This is a genomic window from Thalassotalea sediminis (genome assembly GCF_030295915.1).
Classification (GTDB): Bacteria; Pseudomonadota; Gammaproteobacteria; order Enterobacterales; family Alteromonadaceae; genus Thalassotalea_C; species Thalassotalea_C sediminis.
This window is the reverse complement of record NZ_AP027361.1, coordinates 2,180,994-2,206,596: the sequence shown is the minus strand read 5'-3', so window position 1 is coordinate 2,206,596 and position 25,603 is coordinate 2,180,994. Positions and strand designations below refer to the sequence as shown.

At 39.4% G+C, this 25,603-nt stretch carries 22 protein-coding genes and 1 riboswitch; of the genes, 9 read left to right on the top strand and 13 right to left on the bottom strand.

What is annotated here, in order from left to right; translation table 11 throughout:
* Positions 1-2 precede the first annotated feature (2 nt).
* Complete coding sequence (locus QUE09_RS10125; protein ID WP_286232640.1) at positions 3-656, top strand: hypothetical protein; 654 nt, start codon at positions 3-5, stop codon at positions 654-656.
* 28 nt (positions 657-684) lie between these two features.
* Here the strand turns inward: QUE09_RS10125 and QUE09_RS10120 are convergent, their stop codons facing one another.
* Positions 685-1,575: a GGDEF domain-containing protein gene (locus tag QUE09_RS10120; protein WP_286232639.1), complete on the bottom strand. Its 891-nt coding sequence runs from the start codon at positions 1,573-1,575 to the stop codon at positions 685-687.
* Positions 1,576-1,870: 295 nt separating this feature from the next.
* Here QUE09_RS10120 and QUE09_RS10115 point away from each other — a divergent pair, with 295 nt between their 5' ends.
* Together QUE09_RS10115 and QUE09_RS10110 are read left to right on the top strand one after the other, a co-directional pair.
* Positions 1,871-3,847 carry a monovalent cation:proton antiporter family protein gene (locus tag QUE09_RS10115; RefSeq protein WP_286232638.1) on the top strand — a complete coding sequence of 659 codons (1,977 nt, stop codon included), beginning with the start codon at positions 1,871-1,873 and terminating at the stop codon, positions 3,845-3,847.
* A gap of 187 nt (positions 3,848-4,034) precedes the next feature.
* Positions 4,035-4,730, top strand: coding sequence for a hypothetical protein (locus QUE09_RS10110; RefSeq protein WP_286232637.1), 696 nt, complete (start codon positions 4,035-4,037; stop codon positions 4,728-4,730).
* On the opposite strand, the gene QUE09_RS10105 is transcribed toward QUE09_RS10110, so the two are convergent.
* Both QUE09_RS10105 and QUE09_RS10100 read right to left on the bottom strand, forming a co-directional pair.
* Positions 4,668-4,922, bottom strand: a complete 255-nt coding sequence (locus tag QUE09_RS10105; RefSeq protein ID WP_350226392.1) for an IS110 family transposase — start codon at positions 4,920-4,922, stop codon at positions 4,668-4,670. The genes QUE09_RS10110 and QUE09_RS10105 overlap by 63 nt on opposite strands.
* A 54-nt stretch (positions 4,923-4,976) precedes the next feature.
* Positions 4,977-5,159 (bottom strand): hypothetical protein, encoded by a 183-nt coding sequence (locus QUE09_RS10100; protein ID WP_286232636.1) that lies wholly within the window; start codon positions 5,157-5,159, stop codon positions 4,977-4,979.
* Positions 5,160-5,375: 216 nt separating this feature from the next.
* On the opposite strand from QUE09_RS10100, the gene QUE09_RS10095 reads away from it, so the two are divergent.
* Both QUE09_RS10095 and QUE09_RS10090 read left to right on the top strand, forming a co-directional pair.
* A complete protein-coding gene (locus QUE09_RS10095; RefSeq protein ID WP_286232635.1) occupies positions 5,376-5,648 on the top strand; it encodes a hypothetical protein in 273 nt (90 codons plus the stop codon).
* 110 nt (positions 5,649-5,758) lie between these two features.
* Complete coding sequence (locus QUE09_RS10090) at positions 5,759-6,298, top strand: manganese efflux pump MntP (RefSeq protein ID WP_286232634.1); 540 nt, start codon at positions 5,759-5,761, stop codon at positions 6,296-6,298.
* 105 nt (positions 6,299-6,403) lie between these two features.
* On the opposite strand, the gene QUE09_RS10085 is transcribed toward QUE09_RS10090, so the two are convergent.
* The 10 genes from QUE09_RS10085 to QUE09_RS10040 form a co-directional block, all read right to left on the bottom strand.
* The gene (locus tag QUE09_RS10085) at positions 6,404-7,555 is read right to left on the bottom strand and encodes a patatin-like phospholipase family protein (protein ID WP_286232633.1); all 1,152 of its coding nucleotides are present in this window, start codon (positions 7,553-7,555) and stop codon (positions 6,404-6,406) included.
* 200 nt (positions 7,556-7,755) lie between these two features.
* Positions 7,756-8,115 carry a DUF3718 domain-containing protein gene (locus QUE09_RS10080; protein ID WP_286232632.1) on the bottom strand — a complete coding sequence of 120 codons (360 nt, stop codon included), beginning with the start codon at positions 8,113-8,115 and terminating at the stop codon, positions 7,756-7,758.
* A 66-nt stretch (positions 8,116-8,181) separates the two neighbouring features.
* Positions 8,182-8,272, bottom strand: a riboswitch (cyclic di-GMP riboswitch).
* Positions 8,273-8,496: 224 nt separating this feature from the next.
* Positions 8,497-9,156, bottom strand: coding sequence for a CoA transferase subunit B (locus QUE09_RS10075; protein ID WP_286232631.1), 660 nt, complete (start codon positions 9,154-9,156; stop codon positions 8,497-8,499).
* Between the two features lie 9 nt (positions 9,157-9,165).
* The gene (locus QUE09_RS10070) at positions 9,166-9,867 is read right to left on the bottom strand and encodes a CoA transferase subunit A (protein WP_286232630.1); all 702 of its coding nucleotides are present in this window, start codon (positions 9,865-9,867) and stop codon (positions 9,166-9,168) included.
* A 79-nt stretch (positions 9,868-9,946) separates the two neighbouring features.
* A complete protein-coding gene (locus QUE09_RS10065; protein WP_286232629.1) occupies positions 9,947-10,852 on the bottom strand; it encodes a hydroxymethylglutaryl-CoA lyase in 906 nt (301 codons plus the stop codon).
* A complete protein-coding gene (locus QUE09_RS10060; protein ID WP_286235917.1) occupies positions 10,852-12,882 on the bottom strand; it encodes an acetyl/propionyl/methylcrotonyl-CoA carboxylase subunit alpha in 2,031 nt (676 codons plus the stop codon). Before QUE09_RS10060 ends, QUE09_RS10065 begins: the two co-directional genes overlap by 1 nt.
* A gap of 19 nt (positions 12,883-12,901) precedes the next feature.
* The gene (locus QUE09_RS10055) at positions 12,902-13,717 is read right to left on the bottom strand and encodes an enoyl-CoA hydratase/isomerase family protein (protein WP_286232628.1); all 816 of its coding nucleotides are present in this window, start codon (positions 13,715-13,717) and stop codon (positions 12,902-12,904) included.
* An 8-nt stretch (positions 13,718-13,725) separates the two neighbouring features.
* Positions 13,726-15,333 (bottom strand): carboxyl transferase domain-containing protein, encoded by a 1,608-nt coding sequence (locus QUE09_RS10050; protein WP_286232627.1) that lies wholly within the window; start codon positions 15,331-15,333, stop codon positions 13,726-13,728.
* 87 nt (positions 15,334-15,420) lie between these two features.
* Positions 15,421-16,590: an isovaleryl-CoA dehydrogenase gene (locus tag QUE09_RS10045; RefSeq protein ID WP_286232626.1), complete on the bottom strand. Its 1,170-nt coding sequence runs from the start codon at positions 16,588-16,590 to the stop codon at positions 15,421-15,423.
* A gap of 55 nt (positions 16,591-16,645) precedes the next feature.
* Entirely contained in the window at positions 16,646-17,041 is a 396-nt protein-coding gene (locus tag QUE09_RS10040; RefSeq protein ID WP_286232625.1) for a MerR family transcriptional regulator, read from the bottom strand.
* A gap of 248 nt (positions 17,042-17,289) precedes the next feature.
* Here QUE09_RS10040 and QUE09_RS10035 point away from each other — a divergent pair, with 248 nt between their 5' ends.
* The 4 genes from QUE09_RS10035 to QUE09_RS10020 all read left to right on the top strand — a co-directional run bounded on the left by QUE09_RS10035 (position 17,290) and on the right by QUE09_RS10020 (position 25,547).
* Positions 17,290-18,474 (top strand): acetyl-CoA C-acyltransferase, encoded by a 1,185-nt coding sequence (locus QUE09_RS10035; protein ID WP_286232624.1) that lies wholly within the window; start codon positions 17,290-17,292, stop codon positions 18,472-18,474.
* A 138-nt stretch (positions 18,475-18,612) separates the two neighbouring features.
* Positions 18,613-19,023, top strand: a complete 411-nt coding sequence (locus QUE09_RS10030; RefSeq protein ID WP_286232623.1) for a hypothetical protein — start codon at positions 18,613-18,615, stop codon at positions 19,021-19,023.
* A 217-nt stretch (positions 19,024-19,240) separates the two neighbouring features.
* Entirely contained in the window at positions 19,241-21,934 is a 2,694-nt protein-coding gene (locus QUE09_RS10025; RefSeq protein WP_286232622.1) for a glycosyl hydrolase family 18 protein, read from the top strand.
* A 325-nt stretch (positions 21,935-22,259) separates the two neighbouring features.
* Positions 22,260-25,547 (top strand): TonB-dependent receptor, encoded by a 3,288-nt coding sequence (locus tag QUE09_RS10020; protein ID WP_286232621.1) that lies wholly within the window; start codon positions 22,260-22,262, stop codon positions 25,545-25,547.
* The last annotated feature ends 56 nt before the right edge of the window (positions 25,548-25,603 follow it).

Below are 25,603 nucleotides of genomic sequence, written 5' to 3'. Positions count from 1 at the left end.
TCATGACGGTGGAATATTTAGCGACAGAAACTCCTTTTGCTTTTCGCCATCATTGTTGGTTTTGTGGTGAGCCTTGTGACAAGTTTTTCGCTTTTCCACAAGGTAATCATTACGTACCTTCTTGTATTCATCCGCCACTTACTATTCCGAGTTGTACAGAATGTTTACGTTTCGCTAATGCCAGTAAAGCCGATAATATTTGGCAAGTAAATGTTGTAGTTAAAAATAATTTAATTAAGAAATATCGTAACCATTTGGCTATTGGCATAAATTGGACAAAGCAAGAGCTTGAAGATAGTCAGTTTGAACATGGCAACTTTGCATCTTTTCAGAAAAGTGCGTGGAAGATGTATGAAATTGCACGTGAACGCGTGAATTTTACTGGTTGGCGGTTAGAAATTAATGGCGTTAAATTAGAAGTAGAAGGGGCTTTTGCAGAGCAGTCCTATACATTTGATGGGGTTACTTATCCTTCCATTGATCGGGCTATTGAACATTATGCAACGACGTTTTCATTACATAAACAATATCTTAGACAGGTACTTTCTATAGTCGGCATAGCGCAGTTTTCAAAAGCAATTCGGTTTTGTCGATTACAAATAAACGCAACGCCTCAAGAAAGAGCACAAGCATTGCGAACATTGAAACAGGATTAGTCACGGTTAAAATGTTCGCTAAACGATACTAAATGACACTAAGTCGACAAGGTTGTTTTAACTTTTGTTGATATAAGTGGCTGTCAGCGCGCTCAAATAACGTATCTTCGTTGTCGATACGCGTCATTAACGTACTGCCAAGTGATGCACTGACTTTATAATTATTTAGCAGTGTGTCGCAACTTACTGCGTGGTGTATTCGACTTTCGATAATTGTTAAAGTCTGCTCGCAGGCATCTTCTACGATGATGGCAAACTCATCACCACCAAACCTAAATAGACTTTCAGAGTCTCGCACACATTCTGATAATGCATTAGCAAAGTTTATTAGTACTTGATCACCAATATGATGGCCAAATGAGTCGTTTACTGCTTTAAATTTATTAAGATCGCATACAATTAAGCCTACTTTGCTACCTTGCCTGTTTGCATGATGCATCGCTCGTTTCAACTGTTGATCATATTGGCGTCTGTTACCAAGGCCTGTTAAACCATCTTGCATTGCTAGGCTAAGTGCTTGCTGATACAGCATTGCATTATTCAATGGATGCACGAGCAATTTATGTAACTTTTTTAACTTATTAAAAGTGGCCAGACTCATAGGCTTGTTTATTGCGTAGCTTAGCGTACCTATATAGCGATTGTTGATTTTTAGTTCAAACAGTCGCTCTTTTCTCGCCAGTTTACTACCGCGCATTTCACCACTAATAGCATCACTTTTAAAGTATAATCCTGTAAATTCTACAAACCTCGCTGCTTCCATGGCAAAGATATTTAAAATACTGTTTAGCTCCAAGCTTGTTTGTAATTGCTCGGCTAAGGCAAGTTTCCTGTTATTTTCTTGGTGATCTTGCGTATCAAATAACGTAAACGCGTTAAACTCAACGTGATCAGTATTGACCAAATTTAGCGTTTGCATAAAAGCACCTCTATCGTGTAATTAAACTTTTTTTGCAAGATAAGTGCCAAAAATATAACCGCATGATTATGCTTGTAATTGTTTGTGAGTAACTAAATTTTTAATGCGATAGTACCTGTTTTAATTGGCGTTGACGGCAATTTGACGGCAACGATTGCCGCAAAAATTTTTAAACAGCATTGCCGTTTATTTATGTTGGCATGAAAAAAATTTCATCGTCCCTGAAAGAGTTTGAGCTTAAACGGTGAGCAATATACTATGATTATAGTTAGTTTATATTTTTATTAGGTTTTTTGTGACTTCTCATATCGAAATACTGGCAATTTTAACAAGTGCAGTGGTTATTGTTTGGCTGTTTAGAAAGCTACATTTACCCGCAATACTCGCTTATTTAGTGGCTGGTATGCTGGTAGGTGAACATGGATTAGCATTTGCTCAAGAGCATGTAGATTATGAGCATTTTGCAGAGCTTGGTATTGTATTTTTACTGTTTACGTTAGGGCTTGAGTTTTCATTACCTAAATTAATGGCTATGCGTCATTTAGTACTTGCTGTTGGTAGCCTTCAAGTTGTCTTATCGCTGACATGTTTTACTGTCATCGCCATGTTTTTTGGTCAATCATTTGGTAGCGCGCTTGTTATTGGCGGAGTGCTTGCGTTGTCATCAACAGCAATTGTTATACGTCAGCTAAGTGAATCTGGCGCCATGAAACGAAAATCTGGCCAAATTGCCGTTGCAATATTGCTTTTCCAAGATGTTGCCGTTGTACCACTGCTTATCATTATACCTATGCTTGCACCGAGTACGGAAGGCTCAATGGTGCTTGCTCTATTTTCGGCGTTAGTGAAAGGTGTTTTTGTAGTTGGTATTTTACTCGCAGTTGGTAAGTGGGTTTTACCAAGATTATTCAATTTAGTCGCACAAGTAAGAACTGATGAGTTATTTGTATTGACTACCTTGTTGGTTACGCTTGTTGCTTCTGCATTGACACAATGGTTTGGTTTATCAATGGCGTTAGGAGCCTTTCTTGCCGGTATGATGTTAGGTGAAAGCCAGTATAAGCATCAATTAGAAGCGGATATTCGTCCTTATCGAGATATTTTATTGGGGTTATTCTTCGTTACGGTTGGTATGAAGTTAGACATAAAGGTATTGATTGCTTCACCTTTGATGATTGTTAGCTTAGTGATGGGGTTTATGCTGTTAAAAATCATACTTATTAAGGTGTTGGCGATCAAAGCAGGAGAGCAAGAAAAAGACGCTTGGGCCTCAGGTATTATGCTTGCTCAAATGGGGGAGTTCGGTTTTGTATTAATTGCATTAGCTACTCAAGTTCAAGTGTTACCTTTAGACGTTGCTTCGATGTTACTCGGTGCTGGTATATTGAGCATGGGGGTTACGCCTTTTATGATCACTAATGCAAGACAATGGGGTGGTTGGTTAGCAAATGAAAAAACAGTAGATCTTGATGAACATCAGGAATTAAAAGAACTACACGTAAATACTGAGCTTAAAGATCATGTTATTATTTGTGGTTTTGGTCGTATCGGGCAAACGGTTAGTCGCTTTTTAAAGCAAGAGCACATTGATTTTGTTGCGATAGATATTGATCCACTTAGAACAACAAAAGCGAGAGAAGCTGGTGAACATGTATTATTTGGTTCATCTAGAAAAACAGAGCTTTTAGAAGCGGCTAGGTTATCTAGCGCTAAACTTGTTGTGATTGCATTTGGTGAAGATAAGCAGTCAATTGAAGTGATAAGAAAAGTACGAAGTTTATCACCTAAAGTACCAATATTAGTGAGAACACGAAATGATGATCAGCTTGATAAATTGCAAGCTGCGGGGGCTGATCAAGTTGTACCGGAAAGCCTAGAGGGCAGTTTAATGCTTGTCTCACAAGTTTTGTCACTTTCCGGTGTACCTTTCTCTCACATTGTAAAAAGGGTTCAAAAGGAGCGTAAAAACCATTACAGCCATCTTCATGGCTTCTTTCAAGGTGAGCATACTGATATGAGTCCAGATGCTATTGATAGGATCGAGTTTGCTAACGCGATCAATTTAACCAATGATTCTTTTGCAGTTGGGCGTACTTTAGAATCTTTAAAGCTGCCTGCTCGTCGAGTAACAATAGTTGCCTTACGCAGAGGGGGTATTGAAGAGGAAGAACCTGACGACCAAACAATTTTAGCGCCACAAGATACGGTGATTATTCGTGGTAAACCTCGACGTGTTGAGCGCGCAGAGCGTTATCTACATGAAGGTGGTTAATGCTTTATCTGATAGGTAGTTAAGAGCGAACAACGGACACTCAGGTTTATAAATTGATGGATATAAAGTAAGCTATTTCGTACTTTTCTGATATTGTTAGGTATCACTACGATAGCTTGTGAAACTTTTAGAGTTACAGCTTACAAGGATGTATAAACTATTGTTTTTTAATACTTCAAGATTTCCATTGAACCGTAAACATAATTACGATGCCTTTGGCAACAGCATCGTAGGTCATATTCAAGAACGTGAAAATACACGTAAACTTCAAGAGCAAATCAGTAAAGCGTTCTCTCGTTCAGGCGAGCAAGGTGCTGTTAACCTTAACCTCGGTGAGTTTGAAAACCCTGTCGCAGAATGGAATCGACTTGAGCAATCTGGCCAATTAGATTCGTTACCTGATGATGAATACTATGCACTGGCAAAAGCTGCAAATTCTGTTGAGTACCTAGCAGGTACAGAAGGTAGAGTTGAAGCTGCCAACAATGCATCACTTGCAAGAAATGCGGCTCGTTCTCAATATGTTGCTGATTATGGTAATTACCTAACAGACATGGCTAATTGGAGTAGTTACAAATTAGCTTATGACACATTCCAAGACAGAACAGAAAGCCTTAATAATAGGATGGAGCTAGCTGCTGCGCAGCAAAGACGTTTTGCTTATGGTAATGCTCAAGCAGCGGCTAGTTTTGATGCGTTAAGACCAACCGGTTTTGATGGTAACTTTACTGATGCTGAGTGGCAGGCAAAAATTAACAATAAGGTAAATCAGTGGGCACAACCTGTTTATGACACGTTTGGGTATGTAACAGATGCTGCGTTATTGATGACTGGTGTTGGTGCTATAGCGCCCTTTAGCGATAACAATACCAAATTCAGATAACAAGCCTCGCAGTTGATTAATCATGGTGGTGCGCTCTTTCACTAACCCTTGGCGTACACGATGTAACGTCATGACGGCTTGTTGGTCAGCTGTTTTCACTGGCACATGCCAAATATTAGGTCGCATTGCTGCTTCACAAATCGCTTCGGCATCGTTATTATCGTTTTTACCGCCAGTGCGAAAAGGTTCGATGAACTTGGCGGCAATAATCGCGACTTGGTGTCCGAGAGATTTACACTGACGCGCCTAATAATGCGCGCCACTACATGCCTCCATGGCAATGAGGCAAGGATTGAGTTGAGCAATAAAGGGAAGTAGTTTTTTACGTGATAACGTTTTCCTTAATACAATTTTTCCAAACTCATTCATGCCAACCAGGCTAAACGTATTTTTTGCTAAATCGATACCAAGTGTTTTAATGTTATTCATGATGGGCTCCTTTTTTAAGTTTCGCACCTTAAGTTTGGCAAAATTTTACAAAGTCAGGGGGAGTCCATCTCATTCGTTATGTTTCCGTAAATTGAGAGTGGCTAATTTATGAATGTGTTCCTATTATTGGCAGGTTTTTTAACGATATTAGTTGGGTTAGTCCACTCATTCTTAGGTGAAAAGCTAATATTTTCCCATTTAAAAAGGGGGCAAGTAGTGCCTACGCACATTGGTACACCACTTAGAGAGCGGCATATCCGTATAATTTGGGCGACCTGGCATATCGTATCAATACTTGGCATTGGAATGGCTGGCCTCCTGTTCTGGTTAGCCTTACCCTCAACAAGTATTGAAAATGTGCCGTTAATAAAAAATATTATTGCGATTCCAATGTTCATATCCGCTATGTTGGTTCTATGGGCAACAAAAGGTAGGCACCTAGGCTGGTTAGGTTTGTCGCTAGTGGCTATATTTGTTTGGGCCAGTTGAAAATGAATAAAAAACATAACAATCGCTTCAAAGGCGACGCTTGTAACTCGCGGGCGTTATATGGGTGAAGTTATTTACCTCATTGATTTTTTTAGAAGAGAATTTATTAAGTGCTTGAAGTTATAATTTTAGCAGTGGCATTAAGTATGGATGCTTTTGCGGTATCTATAGGCCTAGGATCAAAACATGTTAAGCAAACAAAGTCTCTGGCTCTTATGTCAGGTATATATTTTGGTCTATTTCAGGGGGGAATGCCTTTAATTGGCTATATGGGGGGAAAGGGAGTTCTCGGTTGGGTTGAGGAGTATGCAAAATGGGTAGCATTTGCTCTTCTGATATTGATTGGCGGAAAAATGATTTATGAATCAATTACCGAAGGTATCGAAGAAGATATAATAAAAATCACGCATAAAGTAATGCTTATTCTTGCTATCGCCACAAGTGTAGATGCAATGGCTGCTGGTTTTACGCTGACCCTTATTGAAATAAATCCATTATTAGCCTGTGCAATTATCGGGGCTGCTACACTATTCTTTAGTTGGATTGGCGTATTTATCGGAGCGAAAAGTGGAACATGGCTTGAGAGTAAGGCTGAGCTATTGGGCGGTATGGTACTTATCTTAATAGGCTTTAAGGTATTACTCTTCTGAAATATAGCAGTTCCAACAAACCTCATATAATGCTCGCTTTTGGTTGTGAGATTTGATGAAGTTCTGTTCATCGAATCTGATGGATCACGTTAAAACTTACTCGCCTTATTTTAATGCTAAAAATGCCCTAATTTTTGTTTCATTTTCTAAAGCGTCTTGATAGCCAAGTTTGATCAATTGTTGGCAATAAGTTCGGTCAAAGAGTAGGTAACTTACAATACTTGACTCGGAGTCATTTGTTATGCCAATTGCTCTAAGTAATAGCCGTATAGCCAACGGTAAATTGTGATAGTACTCAACAGCAATGGCATTAAAGTCATGGCTAGGGTTAATCACAAGAGTTTCAATTGGCTTTAACCCCTCTTGTGAGTTTTTATCTTTATCTGATATTAACGATAATGTTTTATTAACGCGCTTAAGGCGTTCTAAATCACTTTGTAAAGTATCAGAAAATATACCATCAAGTAGGTGACCCGCAATTGTTGCACTTGTTGGCGGGTGAGGATTATTCTCTGTTTGATGTAAAGGCTCTGAAGGTTGTTCAACGCCGATAATAAAAAGTTTCTCTCCCCCTAAATGAATAGCAGGGCTTAATGGAGATAACTGGTGTATAGAGCCATCACCATAATGCTCTTTACCTAATTTTACCGATGGAAATACTAACGGTATTGCCGCAGATGCAAGCAAATGGTCGCTATTTATTTGGCAAGGCAATCCTTTTCTTTTCTCTCTAAACCAAGGTGAAATTGTTGCGTTTGATTGATAAAAGCTAATCGAATCACCACTGCTATAACTGGATGCAGTGACTGACAACGCGCTTAAATGCCCCTTTAACAAATTGTTGTCAATTCTATTAAAATCAACGACTTCGTTTAATAACTCTCGTAATGGTGCGTTATTTAATAAACTACGTGCTCTTTTATTGGCATAATCTGCTTGAAAGCTTGCAAGCGCACCTCGCGTGATATGGCTGAATACGCGAGCAGGATCACTGTGATAAATTCTGCTTGTGGTTAGATTTTTCCATATCCATTCAAGTTTCTTCACCCCAAGTTGAAAGCATGAGGCGTAACAAGCTAAACCTGTCGAATTAATTGCGCCTGCCGACGTACCACAAATGATTGAAAAGGGCGTCGGGTAATGTCTTGGTGAAAATTTGGAAACAGCCGATAATACACCGACTTGATATGCTGCTCTTGCACCACCACCTGTTAACACTAAAGCTGTTTTTTGATGTTGGCGTGATCGATATGTCACTGGTTAATCACGTATACTTAATAGTTAATTAGCTTAAAGTTTATCGCTTATTAATAAGATTTCCAAATGAAATTAGCGAGGATATCGCTAATTCGCAGATAAAAAAAAGCCAGCATAAGCTGGCTTTTTTAAATCGACAGAAGAATTATTAACTAGTAAAGCTATTTACTAAACAAATAACGCCTACTAAAAAATAATTTTTAGCTGCTAACGCGTTCGTTAGCTGCATCTATCAATGGTTGCGATCCATTCTGGATATTTGCAAGATTATCTGAAACAACTTTCTTTGGTAGCTTACTTACTATCATTGAACCTGTTTCAACTGAACCTCGATCTGAAGCAAATACCAGCAAGTTTTTACCATTACACTGAATACCATCAAAAACTCTACGGATTTTAATTTTATTCGTTCTTAAAAATGAGCGCATACGTTTCTTATCGTCTGCTGCTACATATTCACATAAGCTCTGAGCTATGTTTGATGCTTCTGCTTTCGGAGCAGAAACGATAGACGTCATTGTTAACGCTGTAATAGTAGAAACTAGTAATAATTTTTTCATTTTAATAACCTTTAATTCATGAATGAGTTTATTAAAAGAAAAAACCACAGGACGTACCTAATTGAACTCGGTAACTCCGCTGTCATAGATAAGATAACTTACCCTTAGACCGGTGGTTTTGCGTAACATGTTTTCGCATGTTTTGCCTTTTCTTTGTCAATTTTAGTATTACGAATTTGAAAGATAAAATCAAGTCTTGTGAAAATTATGTAAATCTTAGTGTGTCAATAGTATTTATAATAATATAAATTACAATGAGTTAGCGTTAAAAACCTCGTGAAAGGGGATGCGGATTATTACATAAGCGTACAAAATATTATGACAAAGGAGCACTAAGGCTCCTTTTAATATTCTGATTTGTTATAGGTTTATTCTTTTTGGTTATTTAAATGTCATTTCTGGTACGTGCTCCGGTATAATAAGTTCACCTGCCGTTAATGACTTAATTTCTTCGACTGATACACCCGGTGCGCGTTCAATTAGATGAAATTTATTATCTTTAATTTCAATGAAAGCTAAATCAGTTAATACTTTATTGATACAGCCTTTACCGGTAAGTGGTAGTGTACATTGTGGGAGTAATTTTGATTCGCCATGTTTAGATGCGTGTGTCATGGTGACGATTATATTATCAGCACCTGCAACTAAATCCATAGCTCCCCCCATCCCTTTTATTAATTTACCTGGGATCATGTAAGAAGCAATATTTCCTTGAACATCAACTTCAAAAGCACCGAGTACAGTCAAATCAACATGACCACCACGGATCATGGCAAATGATTCTGCGGAATCAAAAATAGAGGCGCCTTTTGCTGTGGTTACCGTTTGCTTACCTGCATTGATAAGGTCTGCATCAATTTCTTCTTCCGTTGGAAATTGTCCCATACCCAGTAACCCATTTTCAGACTGCAACATTACTTCCATACCTGTTGGTACGTAATTAGCAACTAAAGTAGGAATACCAATGCCAAGGTTTACGTAGTAACCATCTTGTAATTCTTGTGCTACGCGTTGCGCAATTTGTTCTCTTGATAAAGCCATGTTAACTCCTTATGCGCTTCTCGTTGTGCGTTGTTCTATACGTTTTTCGAACGTGCCTTTGATAAGACGATTTACGTATATACCTGGTGTGTGGATTTCATCGGGTGCTAATTCACCAGGCTCTACAATTTCTTCAACTTCAACAACGGTTATTTTACCTGCTGTTGCTGCCATAGGATTAAAGTTACGTGCTGTTTTTCTAAAGATAAGGTTGCCATATCTGTCTGCTTTCCATGCTTTTACAATGGCAAAATCACCCGTGATCGCTTTTTCAAGAATATAATGTCGTCCGTCAAATTCGCGCTCTTCCTTACCTTCAGCAACAGGGGTACCGTAACCCGTTGCTGTGTAGAATGCTGGAATTCCAGCACCACCAGCACGCATTTTTTCTGCAAGTGTACCTTGAGGCGTTAACTCTACTTCCAATTCACCACTCATCATTTGACGCTCAAACTCGGCGTTTTCACCAACATATGAAGCAATAATTTTTTTAATTTGGCGGTTGGGTAATAAGACGCCTAAACCAAAGTCATCGACACCGCAATTATTGGAAACCACGGTTAAACCAGTTGTGCCTTTGCGTTGAATTTCGGCAATAAGGTTTTCCGGAATACCACATAGGCCAAAGCCACCCGCGATAACTGTCATGTTGTTTGTTAATCCAGCTAACGCTTCTTCATAGCTTGACACCACTTTGTCAAAACCTGCCATGATTTACTCCTTGATAAAAGTAAGAGCACCAATACGTTTAGTTACTCTCAAATTAAATTTCAATTGTTGTTGATATTATTTATTCGCATTTTGCTCTAAGCGCATTGGATACCTTAGAAACAGGCTGCTTACCAAGCTTGTCACTAATAAACCAGCCTGCTTTGAGCAACTTGTTCAAGTCAATGCCTGTTTCAATAGCTAAACCATTTAGCATGTATACAACATCTTCTGTTGCCACATTGCCTGAAGCGCCTTTAGCATAAGGACATCCACCTAAACCGGCAACGGCTGAGTCAATAACACTGATACCATGTTGTAATGCCGCGTAAATATTCGTTAACGCTTGGCCATAGGTATCATGGAAGTGCACAGCGAGGTATTGTATGGGTACTCGGGCGCTTACTGCCTGTAACATTTTATTGACAGAGGCTACTGTGCCCACGCCGATTGTATCGCCAAGTGAAATTTCATAGCATCCCATTTGGTAGAGCTTCTCGGCAACATTTGCAACTGTATTTGGTGAAATCTCACCATCATATGGGCAGCCTACTACGCAGGAAACATAACCTCTTACGGGAATATTATGTTCTTTGGCGGCATTAATAACGGGTTCAAATCTCGCTAAACTTTCATCGATTGAACAATTAATGTTTTTTTGGCTAAATGCTTCAGATGCCGCACCAAAAATAGCAACTTCGGTTACACCTGCAGCGAGCGCTGATTCAAAGCCTTTTAAATTGGGGGTTAAAGCAGCATAGGTAACACTAGTATTACGTTGAATCCCTGCCATGACTTCCGCAGATGTTGCCATTTGTGGCACCCATTTTGGGGATACAAAGCTAGCGGCTTCAATGTAACTGAGTCCAGTTTCGCTTAAAAGGTTTATCAGGTGAATTTTATCATTTACGTCAATGGAAGTTTTCTCGTTTTGTAGGCCATCTCTAGGGCCTACTTCAACAATCTTAACCTTACTTGGCATTGCCATTATGATAACTCCTTTGGTGTAAATGCGAGTAACTCTGCACCACCATCGACCATTTCACCTGATTGATAAAAGATAGTATCAATAGTGCCATCAGTTGGCGCTTTGATTGTGTGCTCCATTTTCATCGCTTCCATGATCATTAAAGGCTGGTCTTTTGATACCGTATCGCCAGCAGAGACAAGTACACTTACCATCGTACCGTTCATTGGTGCCGTTAAACCATTTGTTTGGTCTTCAGTATTATTCAAGCCGCAATCAGGACGAATATAAGTGAAATTAAACACACCGTTAGCTCTAAAGAGGCTGATATTGTCATTTTCTCGACTGATTGTTGCTTGGCTTCTGTAGCCATCAATACTTGTGTATAGCTCGTCACCATCAATCCAACCTTGGCAGTCTAGTGCGCGTTCTTGGAAGGTTTCATGTTCAACTCTAATTAGATAATAACGACGGTTTCCCATGCGTTTCTGCTCAACAATAACCGGATAATGTATATCGTTGTGCGCCAATGTTAGCTTATGAATATGCGCTTCATTTAACCGCCATGCGTTAGTATGATTCCACGGTGAAAAGGGGTCTGTTGTGTCTTTTGCAATCGACTTAGAACGCTGTGCTAAAGATAACACCATATAAAGGGCTGCCATTGGCAATTCGTCCGTCAAGGCTTGCTCACTGTTATGGAAAATGTCGTCGTGATTTTTTTCGATAAAACCAGTATCGATATTACGTTCAATAAACGCCTTACTTGTCGCCAAGTTATATAAAAAGTCTAAATTAGTTACCACACCGTTTATACGGTATTCAGTGAGTGCTTTTGAAAGTCGTTGTAACGCTTTCTCACGGTTTTCATCCCATACAATGAGTTTTGCAATCATAGGGTCGTAATAAACACTGACTTCATCACCTTGTCGTACACCAGTATCAACTCTTACATGGTTACTTTCTTGAGGCGTACGTAAAAAGCTTAAGGTACCTGTTGCAGGTAAAAAGTCGTTATTGGCATCTTCAGCATAAATACGTGCCTCAAAAGCGTGCCCATGGATCTTTAGTTGATCCTGACTCTTTGGCAGTACTTCACCAGCAGCAACACGTAATTGCCATTCAACGAGATCTTGACCAGTAATAAGCTCTGTTACAGGATGCTCAACTTGTAGACGAGTGTTCATTTCCATAAAGTAAAAAGAACCGTCTTGATCTAGCAAAAACTCAACGGTTCCAGCACCTCTATAGCCAATGGCTTTCGCCGATTTTATTGCCGCTTGACCCATTTTTTCACGTAATGTTTGTGACAAATTAAAGGCTGGTGCTTCTTCAATTACTTTTTGATGTCGACGTTGCACTGAACAATCACGCTCAAATAAATAAACAGCATTATTGTGATTGTCACAAAATACTTGAATTTCCACGTGGCGAGGTTGTGTTAAGTATTTTTCAACTAACATCGTGTCATCGCCAAATGAAGATTTTGCTTCGCGTTTGGCTGCAGCAAACCCTTCGGCAAATTCGGCTTCACTCCATACTTGGCGCATGCCTTTACCACCGCCACCAGCAGTGGCTTTTAATAAAACGGGGTAACCCATTTCGTCTGCGGCTTGTTTGATTACCGCTTCTGATTGATCATCACCATGGTAACCCGGTACCAATGGTACCTTTGCTTTCTCCATGATGGATTTCGCTGCTGACTTAGATCCCATTGCTTCAATTGCGCTAACAGGAGGACCGATAAAGATAATTTTTTCTTGCTCACATAAGCGGCAAAATTCAGCATTTTCCGATAAAAAGCCATATCCAGGGTGAATTGCTTGTGCGCCTGTGCGTTTCGCCGCTTGAATGACTTTTTCGGATAATAGATAGCTTTCACGGGAAGGAGAGGGGCCAAGGTAAACTGCTTCATCGGCCATACTTACGTGTAATGCGTTTGCGTCGGCATCCGAATAAACCGCTACGGTAGAAATACCCATTTTTCTAGCCGTTTTAATGACTCTACAGGCTATCTCACCGCGATTGGCGATGAGTATCTTGGTAAACATTGTTGAAGACTTATGCATATTATTGTCCTTCATTATGTGGTTCTTTTTGCCAAAATGGTTGACGCTTTTCAAAAAAAGCATTGAGTCCTTCTTGGCCTTGCTCAGAGACGCGAATTGAAGCAATACGTTCACTGGTTATGCCCATCAGCTCATCATCAATTTCTTGGTAAGCAACATCTAAAGCCAGTTGTTTTGCTTGAGTTACAGCGTCCGGTCCATTAGCTAAGACCGTTGAAACCATGTTATCAACCGCGCTATTTAACTCTTCTAGTGGGACAACTTCATCAACCAGGCCAAGTTGTGCGGCTTTGTCGGCAAAAAACCTTTCTGCTGTTTGAAAATAGCGTCGTGCAGCTTTCTGACCTATAGCAGCAACAACGTATGGGCTGATAGTCGCAGGGATCAAGCCTAATTTTACTTCACTTAAACAGAAACTAGCGCGATCACTTGCAAGCACAATATCGCAACAACTTGCTAGCCCAACGGCACCACCAAATGCTGCGCCCTGTACTTTTGCTATTGTCGTTTGAGGTAAGAAGTTTAGTGCATGTAGCATCTGTGCTAAGTTGTTGGCATCATTTAAATTTTCTTCATAACTATAGGTTGCCATGCGTTTCATCCAGCCTAAGTCAGCACCCGCTGAAAAACTTTTTCCATTTGCTGCTAAAACCATGATACGAATATCACGACGCTTGGCGATATCAATGAACAAAGTTTTTAAGGTGTCAATAATAGCGTCGTCGAAAGCGTTATGTTTATCGGGAGTATTTAACGTGACTGTAGCGACACCATACCTATCAACATCAAAAAGCACGGCTTTATCGATTGTATTCATGTTGTCTCCTACATTCTGAAAATACCAAACTTGGTATCTTTGATCGGTTTATTTAATGAAGCAGAAATTGCAAGGCCTAATACTTGACGCGTGTCTGCAGGGTCGATAACGCCGTCATCCCATAGTCTAGCCGACGCATAATAGGGATGCCCTTGATGTTCATAGGTATCGATAATAGGCTTTTTAAAGGCGTTTTCTTCTTCTGTTGTCCAAGACTCTCCGCGTTTATCTTTTTGATCACGTTTTACCTGAGCGAGCACACCTGCCGCTTGCTCTCCTCCCATCACCGAAATACGGGCATTTGGCCACATAAACAAAAATCGAGGATCATAAGCACGGCCGCACATACCATAGTTACCAGCACCGAAGCTTCCGCCTATAAGTACGGTAAATTTAGGTACCTGCGCTGTAGCAACGGCGGTTACCATTTTGGCACCATGTTTTGCTATGCCACCTGATTCGTATTGTTGACCAACCATAAATCCGGTGATGTTTTGTAAAAATACCAGAGGGATTTTACGTTGAGCACATAGCTCAATAAAATGTGCGCCTTTTTGAGCTGATTCGCCAAAGAGAATGCCGTTATTGGCAATAATGCCGACCGGGTATCCAAAGATGCGAGAAAATCCACATACTAATGTTGTACCGTACAATGCTTTAAACTCATCAAATTCACTACCATCGACTACTCGAGCAATAATTTCTCTAATATCAAAAGGTTGCTTAGTATCCTTTGGAATAATGCCGTAAATTTCTTCGGCAGGGTATTCGGGTTCAATAACGGGTTTGATATCTATTTGTACAGGCTTAACACGATTAAGGTTTTTAATTGCTGTTCGTGCTAGTTCCAACGCATGATTATCATTTTGGGCGTAGTGGTCGGCTACACCAGAAGTACGACAATGTACATCTGCTCCGCCTAAATCTTCTGCAGATACGACTTCTCCGGTTGCAGCTTTTACGAGTGGAGGACCTGCAAGGAAAATAGTACCTTGCTCTTTTACAATAATGGATTCATCAGCCATTGCTGGTACATAAGCACCACCAGCTGTACATGACCCCATCACTACAGCAATTTGGGGAATTGCATTGGCTGACATGTTTGCTTGATTAAAGAATATACGACCAAAATGTTCCTTATCAGGAAATACATCATCTTGATTGGGTAAGTTAGCTCCACCGGAATCTACTAAATAGATACAAGGGAGGTTATTTTCTTGCGCTATCGTTTGTGCTCTTAAATGTTTTTTAACAGTGAGCGGGTAATAGGTTCCACCTTTTACCGTAGCATCATTAGCAACAATGACACACTCTTGTCCACCTACGCGGCCAATACCCGTAATAATACCTGCTGCAGGCACGTTATCATCATAAACTTCATATGCAGCAAGTTGCGAAAGCTCAAGGAATGGTGAACCTCTATCGAGTAATTCGTTAACGCGATCGCGTGGTAAAAGCTTTCCTCTCGACAAATGGCGCTCTCGGCTTCGCTCACCACCACCTTGCTTTATTTGTCCCAATTTTTCTTTTAAGTCGTTGACTTGAAGCTGCATATGTTCAGCATTTTCAATGAATTCAGGGCTTCTAGCGTTAACTTTTGAAATGATCTTAGCCACGTTGCTACCTTTATAATTTTATAAACAACTACAATGTAAGTTGAAACGAGAAAGACGACGTAATAGGGTCGCCTCTTTCAATGCAATTTATTTACTTTCGTTGAAGAGTTCTCGCCCAATTAACATTCGACGAATTTCTGAGGTGCCAGCACCAATTTCATAAAGTTTTGCATCACGCAATAAACGTCCAGCAGGAAATTCATTGATATAGCCATTACCCCCCAATAATTGAATAGCATCTAATGCCATTTTAGTTGCTAATTCCGCCGAATATAAAATGACAGCAGCGGCATCTTTACGCGTTGTTTCACCGCGATCACATGCTTGTGCAACCATATAAACGTAAGACTTAGCTGCATTCATTTGTGTATACATGTCTGCGACTTTCCCTTGTACAAGTTGAAATTCGCCAATAGATTGACCAAACTGCTTGCGATCATGAATATATGGGACAACAAGATCCATACAGGCATCCATGATGCCTAATGGGCCGCCTGACAGTACTAAACGTTCGTAATCTAAACCTGACATTAATACGCGAACACCTTTGCCTTCTTCACCAAGGATATTTTCAGCTGGTACTTCACAATTTTCAAAAACAAGTTCACAAGTGTTAGAGCCGCGCATGCCTAATTTATCAAGTTTTTGATGACGACTAAAACCAGGGAAATCACGTTCAACAATAAAAGCGGTAATACCTTTTGAACCGGCCGAAACATCAGTTTTCGCATAAATGATATAAACATGTGCATCAGGACCATTCGTGATCCACATTTTATTACCATTTAAAATGTACTTATCGCCTTGCTTTTCGGCGCGCAGTTTCATGCTAACAACGTCAGAGCCAGCATTGGGTTCTGACATTGCCAAGGCGCCAATATGTTCACCAGTACAAAGTTTCGGTAGGTATTTCAATTTTTGTTCGTGGCTGCCATTTTTACGTAATTGGTTTAAACATAAATTAGACATCGCGCCATAACTTAAACCTACAGATGCAGATGCTCGAGAGATTTCTTGCATTGCAACAACATGTTCTAGATAGCCAAGTTCAGAGCCACCATACTGCTCTTCTACGGTCATACCAAGTAATCCCATATCACCAAATTTTCGCCATAGGTCATGAGGGAATTCATTGTCTATGTCTATTTGGGCTGCACGCGGAGCAATCTCATCGCGAGCGAATGCATTAACTTGATCGCGGATCATCTCAACGGTTTCGCCAAGATTAAAGTTAAGTGATGAAAATGTAGAAATCATGTTGTTTCCTTAATTTGTAATATTTTGCCTAGCATTGGGTGCGTTATTTATCTTTTTAATTATCTTGTATTGCTTCTAAAGCAACTTTACAGTTTTCTTCTAACCCCGTTAGTTCTACTAAAACTGCTTTAATATCTTCAAGTTGCTGCGTTAGATCAGATTTCTTTTGGTTAATTAAGTCCATAATTGTTATTAATTGCGTAGCACTTGATTTATCAGCGTCATATAACTCGAATAACCTGCCTGTTTCTGCTAATGAAAAACCTAGACGTTTCCCTCGTAAAATTAACTTTAGACGAACTTTGTCTCTTTGGTTATAAATTCTTGTTTGGCCTTTTCTTGTTGGATGAATTAACCCTTGGTCTTCGTAAAAACGAATACTTCGCGTGGTCACATCAAATTCTTTTGCCAACTCTCCAATAGAGTAGGTTGCATTATTTTTCTTGCTCATTTAGCACCCATTATGAATAATAGTATTGTTAACATAGCATGAAGTTTACGTTTACGTAAACTTCCTTTTCTTCAAAATCACAAATCCTCTAAAAATATGACTATAGTGTGATACGCAGAGTGGAAATTTTCTAATACACTGTTACTAGATTTCAATTTTTATATACTTAAGTTTACGTTGGCGTAAACGTAAATATGAGTTAGTCTGTTTTTAAGTCGAATGACAATGTTTTAATTTTGGAGAATTTTATGTCGACACATGACCCGGTTGTTATTGTTGCTGCGAAGCGCACGCCTATGGGAGGTTTTCTTGGCGGCTTATCCGCTGTTGCTGCGCCAAGCTTAGGAGCTACGGCGATAAAAGCTGCTGTTGCTGAATCAGGCGTAAGTGCAGATCAAATTGATGAAGTCATTATGGGCTGTGTTTTACCAGCTGGTTTAAAGCAAGCACCTGCACGTCAAGCTGCGCTTGAAGCAGAACTAGACCTTTCTACTGTTTGCACAACGATTAATAAAGTGTGTGGCTCTGGCATGAAAGCGACGATGCAAGCACATGACGCATTATTAGCAGGTTCTATTGATATTGCTGTTGCAGGCGGAATGGAAAGTATGACCAATGCACCACATATATTACCTTCTGGCCGCTCGGGTATTAAAATGGGAAGTGGACAGCTACTTGACCACATGATGGTCGATGGGCTTGAAAATGCATATGATGGTATTTCAATGGGGTGTTTCGCTCAAGAAACCGCCGATGAGGCAAGTTTTACCCGTGAAGAAATGGACGATTATGCAATTCGTTCATTATCTCGCGCCAATGCAGCGATAGAAAAGGGCGCCTTTGATAGTGAAATTGCCCCAGTATCTATTAAATCCCGTAAAGGTGAAGTTATATTTGATACCGACGAACAACCTGGTAATGCTCGACCAGACAAAATCCCTTCTTTGCGTCCGGCATTTAAAAAAGATGGGACGATCACAGCAGCTAACTCAAGCTCAATCTCTGATGGCGCTGCAGCATTAGTGATGATGAAGCTGTCAGAAGCAGAAAAGCGTGGATTAACCCCGTTATGTAAAGTTGTAGCACATGCGACGCATGCTCAAAAGCCGGCTGAGTTTACGGTTGCACCTGTTGGCGCGATGCAAAAAGTGTTAAATAAAGCTAACTGGAGCACCGATGATGTGGAGTTATGGGAAATTAACGAAGCGTTTGCAATGGTAACGATGCTAGCGATAAAGTCACTTGAATTAGATGTGGAAAAAGTGAATGTTAATGGTGGAGCTTGCGCATTAGGCCATCCTCTTGGAGCGAGTGGCGCACGAATAATGGTGACGTTAATTCATGCCTTAAAGAATAAAGGACTAACCAAAGGCGTAGCATCACTATGTATTGGTGGAGGAGAGGCAACCGCCGTTGCCTTAGAAATGCTATAAGCTGTAGTAGTAGTTTTAAAATAATAGCCACCTAATTTTTGGGTGGCTTTTTTGGTTAAATGCCTAGTTGGTATGTGTTTTGAATAAAAGTATATTAATACTTTATTTCGTCAATTTATTAACACTATGCTTGCTATTATGTCTGAAACATTACCTATTTCGCTTCATGTTGCCAGCGACGCTCAACATTCATTAGTGAAAATCTGCTCAGTAGCAAACAGATTAGAAGCACAACTTAATTTCATTACCATGACTGCTGGTTGGTTTGCGGATCCTGAAAATGAAATATTGATTGAATTTTATATCAATAGCTCGCCGTATTTCCCTGAAAAACAATTTCCAGCATCTGACGAGTTTATTGTTTTAGCCGATGATGTTCACCTTGCGTATTATAAATCCGAGCACTGTTATCAATGTTACATTGAATTAACGGTTGCAGAGGTTAATGCAGCTAAACAAAAAAATGCAGTATTAACAGCAATACTCGATAAAAAGCTATCGATTGTACTAAATAAAATAGCGAATAAGCATGAGATGCCGAGCATTTAATCTTTTTGTGTATATAAAACTAGTAAAAAAGAATACTTATTCACATTGGTGGTGTTTTTCGTTATGCTACAACCATAATTAAAATAACGACATGCTGTTGAAATGTATCAACTTCGGGTAAATGCTACTTACATTTAAATCTTCTCTTTTCCTTAAAAAACATTCATTGCGCCTGTTCTGTTTGTCTATTTTTTTATTGTTACCCATTGGCAACTCATTGGCATTCAATAGTGGCGAACTTAATAAATCTCCAGCAATAATGGGGTACTATTCTCAGTGGTCTATTTATAGCCCCAATATACATATTCGTGATCTGCCAACCCACTTAATGACACACCTTGTTTATAAGAGTGCTGACTTAACCAAAGAAGGCGACGTTATTCTTGGTGATTCGTATGCTGATATTGAATTTCTATATCCTGGTGCTGATAGAAACGATCAATTTCTTGGTAGTTTTGGGCAATTAATAAAGGTAAAAGAACGCCAACCTGAGTTAAAGGCAATAATTAGCATTGGCGGGTGGGGGCGTTCTGAGCACTTTTCGACATTGGCATCATCTAAAAATGGTCGAATTAAGCTTGCTAAAAGTGCTATCCAATTTATGCAAAAATATCAATTTGACGGTATAGAAATTGACTGGCAGTTTCCGATATATCGAGCATCAAGTACAAAAATTACTAGTTATCGTAAAGAAGATGCTAAGCACCTAAACTTGTTGCTCGCTGAATTAAAACGCCAATGCGAACAATTGAACATAGACTGTTGGATACAAGCAGTATTAGCTCCTTATTCACTTGAAAAGCCATGGGATGCATCTCTACTTAGTAATAGTGTTGATGCAATTGTTGTCGATGTAACTCGATTACCTGGTGATGTTGGAGAATTAGCTGAACCGCAATCTCCATTGTTTGCTAAAGAGGGTGAACGCTCAGTTGATACCGTTATTAATACCATGGTTGGCTATGGTATGAAGCGAGATAAAATAGTGATGTCGATTGCATCTTTTGCCGTTGGTTGGGAAGGCGTACCGGCAAAGAACAATGGCTTTAAGCAACCCCATAAAACATTGAGTTGGGGCAGTTGGGATAGTAGAAGCAGTGGGGCGACAGGGATATATAATCAAAAGAATCTGACCTACTTTTTAGCGACTGGAGAGTATAAGCATTACTGGAATGAGTTCGGGAAATCTGATTATGTCTATAACCCTGATAAATATGATGGACACTTTATTAGTTATGAAGGTTACAAATCGATAGCGGCTAAAACTGATTATGTAAAACAGAACAAACTTGCAGGCGTTGCGATTATACAGTTACACCATGGTGATGCAGCTTTGTTTAATGTTTTTGCTCAATTCCATTTTGTAAAAAGTAGCTATTACAAATTGATTCAATTTTGGCAAGATAACAGCGCGGCTTTGATTGTATTATTTCAAATGCTTACTGTTATGGTTATTGGTATTACTGTTTTTATTCTTTTGCATACCAAAAAAACTAAAGAGTCTTATTTGCAAAAACAGCAGTTTAAGCGCATACAATATTGGATGCAAAGTATTGAGTGGCCTTTACTTAATGTCGTGACCGTTGCCAAGCATGCACAAGAAAAAAGACTCCTAAGAACAGAGCAAGTGGAATTACTATCGAAATTATCTGCTGAGGTATTGCGTCCTATCTCTTCAATTATTTCAGAAACAACATTAAAGTCTTCAGTAAATCAGGGGTTGAAGGAGGTTGTTGATTTACAACAGATTATCCAAAATGTTGCTACACTATTAGCGATAGAAAATAAGCGACTTTTAACGTGGAATAAAGACGTTAAAGCGCGTTTATTGATTAATCCTGACAAATTTCAACAATTTTTATTTTACATCTGTGATTATGTAAACCAGCAATCGAGTTCAAAAGAAGCGATTGTATTAAACATCGTTGCGATAAATGAACGTTTACAGCTTAACGTGCTATTGCCGCTTGATACTGAAAATAATCACGTTAGCCATACGCGATTAAATACGTTATTTCATCAGGCAAAATTACTTGGTTTGACAATAAGTTTTGACAAAGGTGAACGGCAGTTATCTGTACTAATTAGCAAAGATGTTTTTGCGAGTAGCAAGTATTTAGATGCACTAATTTTTAAGTTCGATCAGAAAGTGATGCCAATATCTTCATTGCAAATAGGTGAAGATAAAAGCGAAGAGCACAATGAAAAACAAGCATTAGTCACGCAAGAAGGCCCAAAAAGTATAGAGGAGTATTCTACTCTTTTTACTGCTATCACCTCATTTAATATGTCGGCAGAGCCAAGTAAGGATATTTATAAAGGCCTTGAACAAGCCTGTCAGTATTTTATTGATATATTGCAACAAGACGCAAAAGTTAACATCATTCATCATGAGCATGTCGTTTCAAAACTGGGCAAGGAGACATTGATATCTCGTCATGAGATCCTCGTTAACTCGGACGATGTAACCGTCGAGGTTGTTACTCAGCAAGAGCTTAGTGAGGCCGAACAACAATTAATACAAGTATTGGTTTATCAAACGTTGATGGTGCAAAAAGCCATACAGTCTCTATTAAAGGAGCCGTCAATTTTAGCCGAGCTTTATGAGTTAACAAGGTATAAAGAACGAATAAAGTACCTTAAGGCCGAATCTGGGTATACAGGAATATACATTCAATCACTTAAAGAGCCACGTTATATTTCGATGCGCTTACGCACAATTAAACAATATTTTGATGATATTACATTGGTGCAAGTGCATCGTTCTTATTTGGTCAACCCGAAGAAGGTTAATAGAATTAATGCAATTGCCAAATTGAAATTTGAGTTAGAATTAGGCACTACTAAAATTCCCGTTAGTAGAACATATATTCCCATGCTCAAAGAAAATTTCCCACACTGGTTTTCTTAAGCGCTCGCGTCTCTGGTTAATCATTTCATCGCTTTTCCTTAAAACAGTGGTTCATTTCATGATTATATAACAAATCAACATTGCTGATTTAAATTAAATATATCAAAGGGTTATGTTGTTCTTAAGTACGCTTCGTGATGGATACTGTTGCGCAATATATTACTTCATAAGGTTGATTGATATAGTCAGAATCGAGGTGACAGCGCTGTCAAATGTTGTTATTAATATGTATAAGAAATAAACAAGTATTGTTATGTAATAGGGGTTGACTAAAATTACACCAAGCGCTCCCTCAAAGACAAATTAACGCTAATGAGAGTGGAACATGACTAAACAATTTAACAAGAATTTATTATCGATAGCCGTTTGTAGTGCATTAGCATATTCAAATACGGCCATTGCTTATCAAGAAGAATCGCAAGAAAATAAAGCTGAAGATAAAAGTGTTGAAGTCATTGAGGTGCTAGGGATACGTAAGAGTATTGCTTCAGCTCAAGACCTGAAACGTATGGCTGATACGGTTAAAGATGTTATTACGGCAACAGACATTGGTTCCTTGCCTGATAAGTCAGTAACAGAAGCGTTACAACGTGTACCAGGGGTAACTATTGAGCGTTTTGCAGCTTCGGATGATCCTAAGCATTATGCCGATGAAGGTACGGGCGTGTTAGTGCGTGGTCTTGATCGTGTGCGTAGTGAAATTAATGGTCGAGACGCTTTCTCAGCAAACCCCAGTGGTGGTTTAAGCTACGAAGACTTTCCAGCAGAATTACTTGGTGCCGTAGAAGTTGTTAAAAACCAAACTGCTGATCTTATTTCAGGCGGTATTGCTGGTACTGTTAATCTAATTACACGTAAGCCGTTTGATTCCCCTGACAGAATGTTTGCCTTTGGTGTTAAAGGAAATTACGGTGATTACCGTAAAGAGGCTACACCATCATTCAACGCGTTATTTTCTGATAACTGGGAAACAAACTCAGGTAAATGGGGTTTACTCGTTGCAGGCTCTAGAACTGAATTTAAAACTAAAGGTGATGGTTTTGGTTTAGGTAATTATCATAGTCGCGGCCCTTTCTCTGCTTTCTCTTATGAAAGTTGGGGGGAGTTAAGAGGTCCTGGTGTAGAGGCTGGCTTTTGGGATGGCCCTTGTTCGCCTTCTGTTCAAGCTTGGGATGGTACCTGTGAACCGTCAAACCTTTATACCGAAGAAGATGAAGAAAACTACGTAAGCGAGTATGAAGGTGGTCCCGTAGAAGGGCAACCAGATGGCGTTACTTATTACACACCCGCAGCGTTAACAATTACGACGGCTGAAAATGAACGAAAACGTACTGGGCTTACTGCATCTGTACAATGGGAAAGTCCAGATGAAAGAACGTTAGTGACAGTTGAGCATATATACTCGAAAGCATCGTTAGATTGGCGAGAGTATGTTATTAATAATGGTGAGCGAGGTTTTATATCAACGGTACCAGACGGTATTAAATGGTCTGCAGGCAGTAATCGTTATCCTTTAACGGTAGATAAAAATGGTTACGTAACCTCAGGTGTTGGCGATTTAACCACGACTCAATACCATCACAATTTCTTTTCGCGTTATAACAATACAGAAAGCGAGATCGCTGACTCTTCAATCAATATTAGATTTAAAGCGACTGATAGCTTAACAGTACATTTTGATTATCAGAACGTTGACTCTGAACGAACTGTTGATAATTATCAGCTTACAGCTTCAATGCGTGGTGGTGATTATACTGACCAATATGCACCATTTTTCTTAGACCTTCGTAATGAAACGCCATCTGTGGAGTTTCTCAATCCTGGGATTTCTAATCCACCAGATGTTCCTGGACCAACATTGAACGATGAGGGTGATCTTGAATTTACCCACCCAGTATTGAGTTTATACTCAGGCTTGCCTCACATAGAAGCGAATGATGCTGAGTCAGATTCATTTAAATTAGACTTAGAATATGTGATTGAAAAGGGCGTGTTTACGCGAATTCATGCAGGTGCGTATTACTCAGATAAAGACTTAGTGGCACGCAGTACTGAGTATGAAGGGTGGCAACCGCTAAATAAGCGGTGGGTTGCAGAAGAGGCATATCTTTCTTCAACGCAAGTTGCACCAGAATTATTTGAACGAGTAAATTTTAGAGATCATTTCAGAGGTGATACGTTTGAAGGGCCGTTTACCAGTTTCTTATTCCCGAGAATGAACTTAACTGAAAACTTTAATCAAACACTACGTGAAGGTTGTGGTACTTACTTTTCACCCGATAATGCTTGGGATCAAAGTGGCAATTGTGCGCTACCCTATGATGACATGACGGGCAGAGTTGATGGGCCATTTGCTGCTCGACATATTAGTGAAACCAACACTAAGCGCACCGAGTTCTATTTACGTGCAGATTTCGAAGTAGATTTATCAGATGATGTATATCTTACTGGTAATATTGGCTTACGCTCTGTCGATTATGATCTTGAATCAACAGGTGCTGTTACACTGCCAGCGCCTGCTTCGGTAAGTGAAGTAGGTAGTGTTCGTCATCAAGTTTGGCAAGATCTTTATCCTGAATTAGTTAGTCTATCAACCGGTGAAGCATTTTTCTCCACGGTAGATCATAATTATTCAACTGTATTACCAAGCTTAAACTTAAATTTTGGTATTGGTGATGACTTTGTTGTGCGTTTTGGCGCATCAAAAGGGATTTTCTTTCCTAGTTTAACAGACTCAGTGAATAAGATGTTTGTCAGTTTAAGTGCGGAAAGTGTACTTCAAGATCCAAACCAAGCAGAGAACGATGAAACAAATCCCGTTATTGATTATAAAAATATAGAAATAACAGCGAATGCCCGAAACCCATATTTAGATCCTGAAGAGTCGGTTAATTTAGATGTGACCGCTGAATGGTACTTTGCAGAAACTGGTTCTTTGACGGCTGGTTTATTCCGTAAGAAGTTAGACGGTATTATTCGAAATAAATCTTTTGCATCAACTGTTGAAGCGAATGAACAAGACTATACGGTGTCTGCTTATGGGCCAAGTAATGTAGGTTCAGGAACCATTCAAGGTTATGAAGTTTCATATACCCAGTTTTACGATATGTTACCTGGTGCATTGAAAGGTTTGGGACTACAGTTGAACTACACCTATATCGACCAAGATGGCCTTGAAGATCCAAATGAGAATCCAACAGTACAATCTCGTTTCTCAAATGGCTCATTGGAAGCACCTGATGGTCGAAATACTTTTAGGCAATTCAGTGGTTTACCCTTGGTTGGCTATTCAGATCAAAATGTCAATATTGTTGGTATGTATGAATATGAAGGTATTTCAGCACGTTTAGCATATACATGGCGTTCTGAGTACTTATTGGCACTGCGTGAGTCGACAGAGTTTGTCCCTGTATATTCAGAAGCACAGGGCTTGATGGACTTTAGTATACATTACAATATTAGTGACAATTTTAAAGTTGGTTTCGAAGTAAGTAATGTTCTTGGGGAAAATACAAATACTAAGTATCAACAAAATCAAGAAGGTACTTTGACCGATGCATTTACCTTTACGACTGATCGTCGTTATGCATTATCACTAAGAGGAAGTTTTTAATTGAAATATCATTAGTGATGTTTATTGCCACGCAGTAATCGCTGCGTGGCAATATA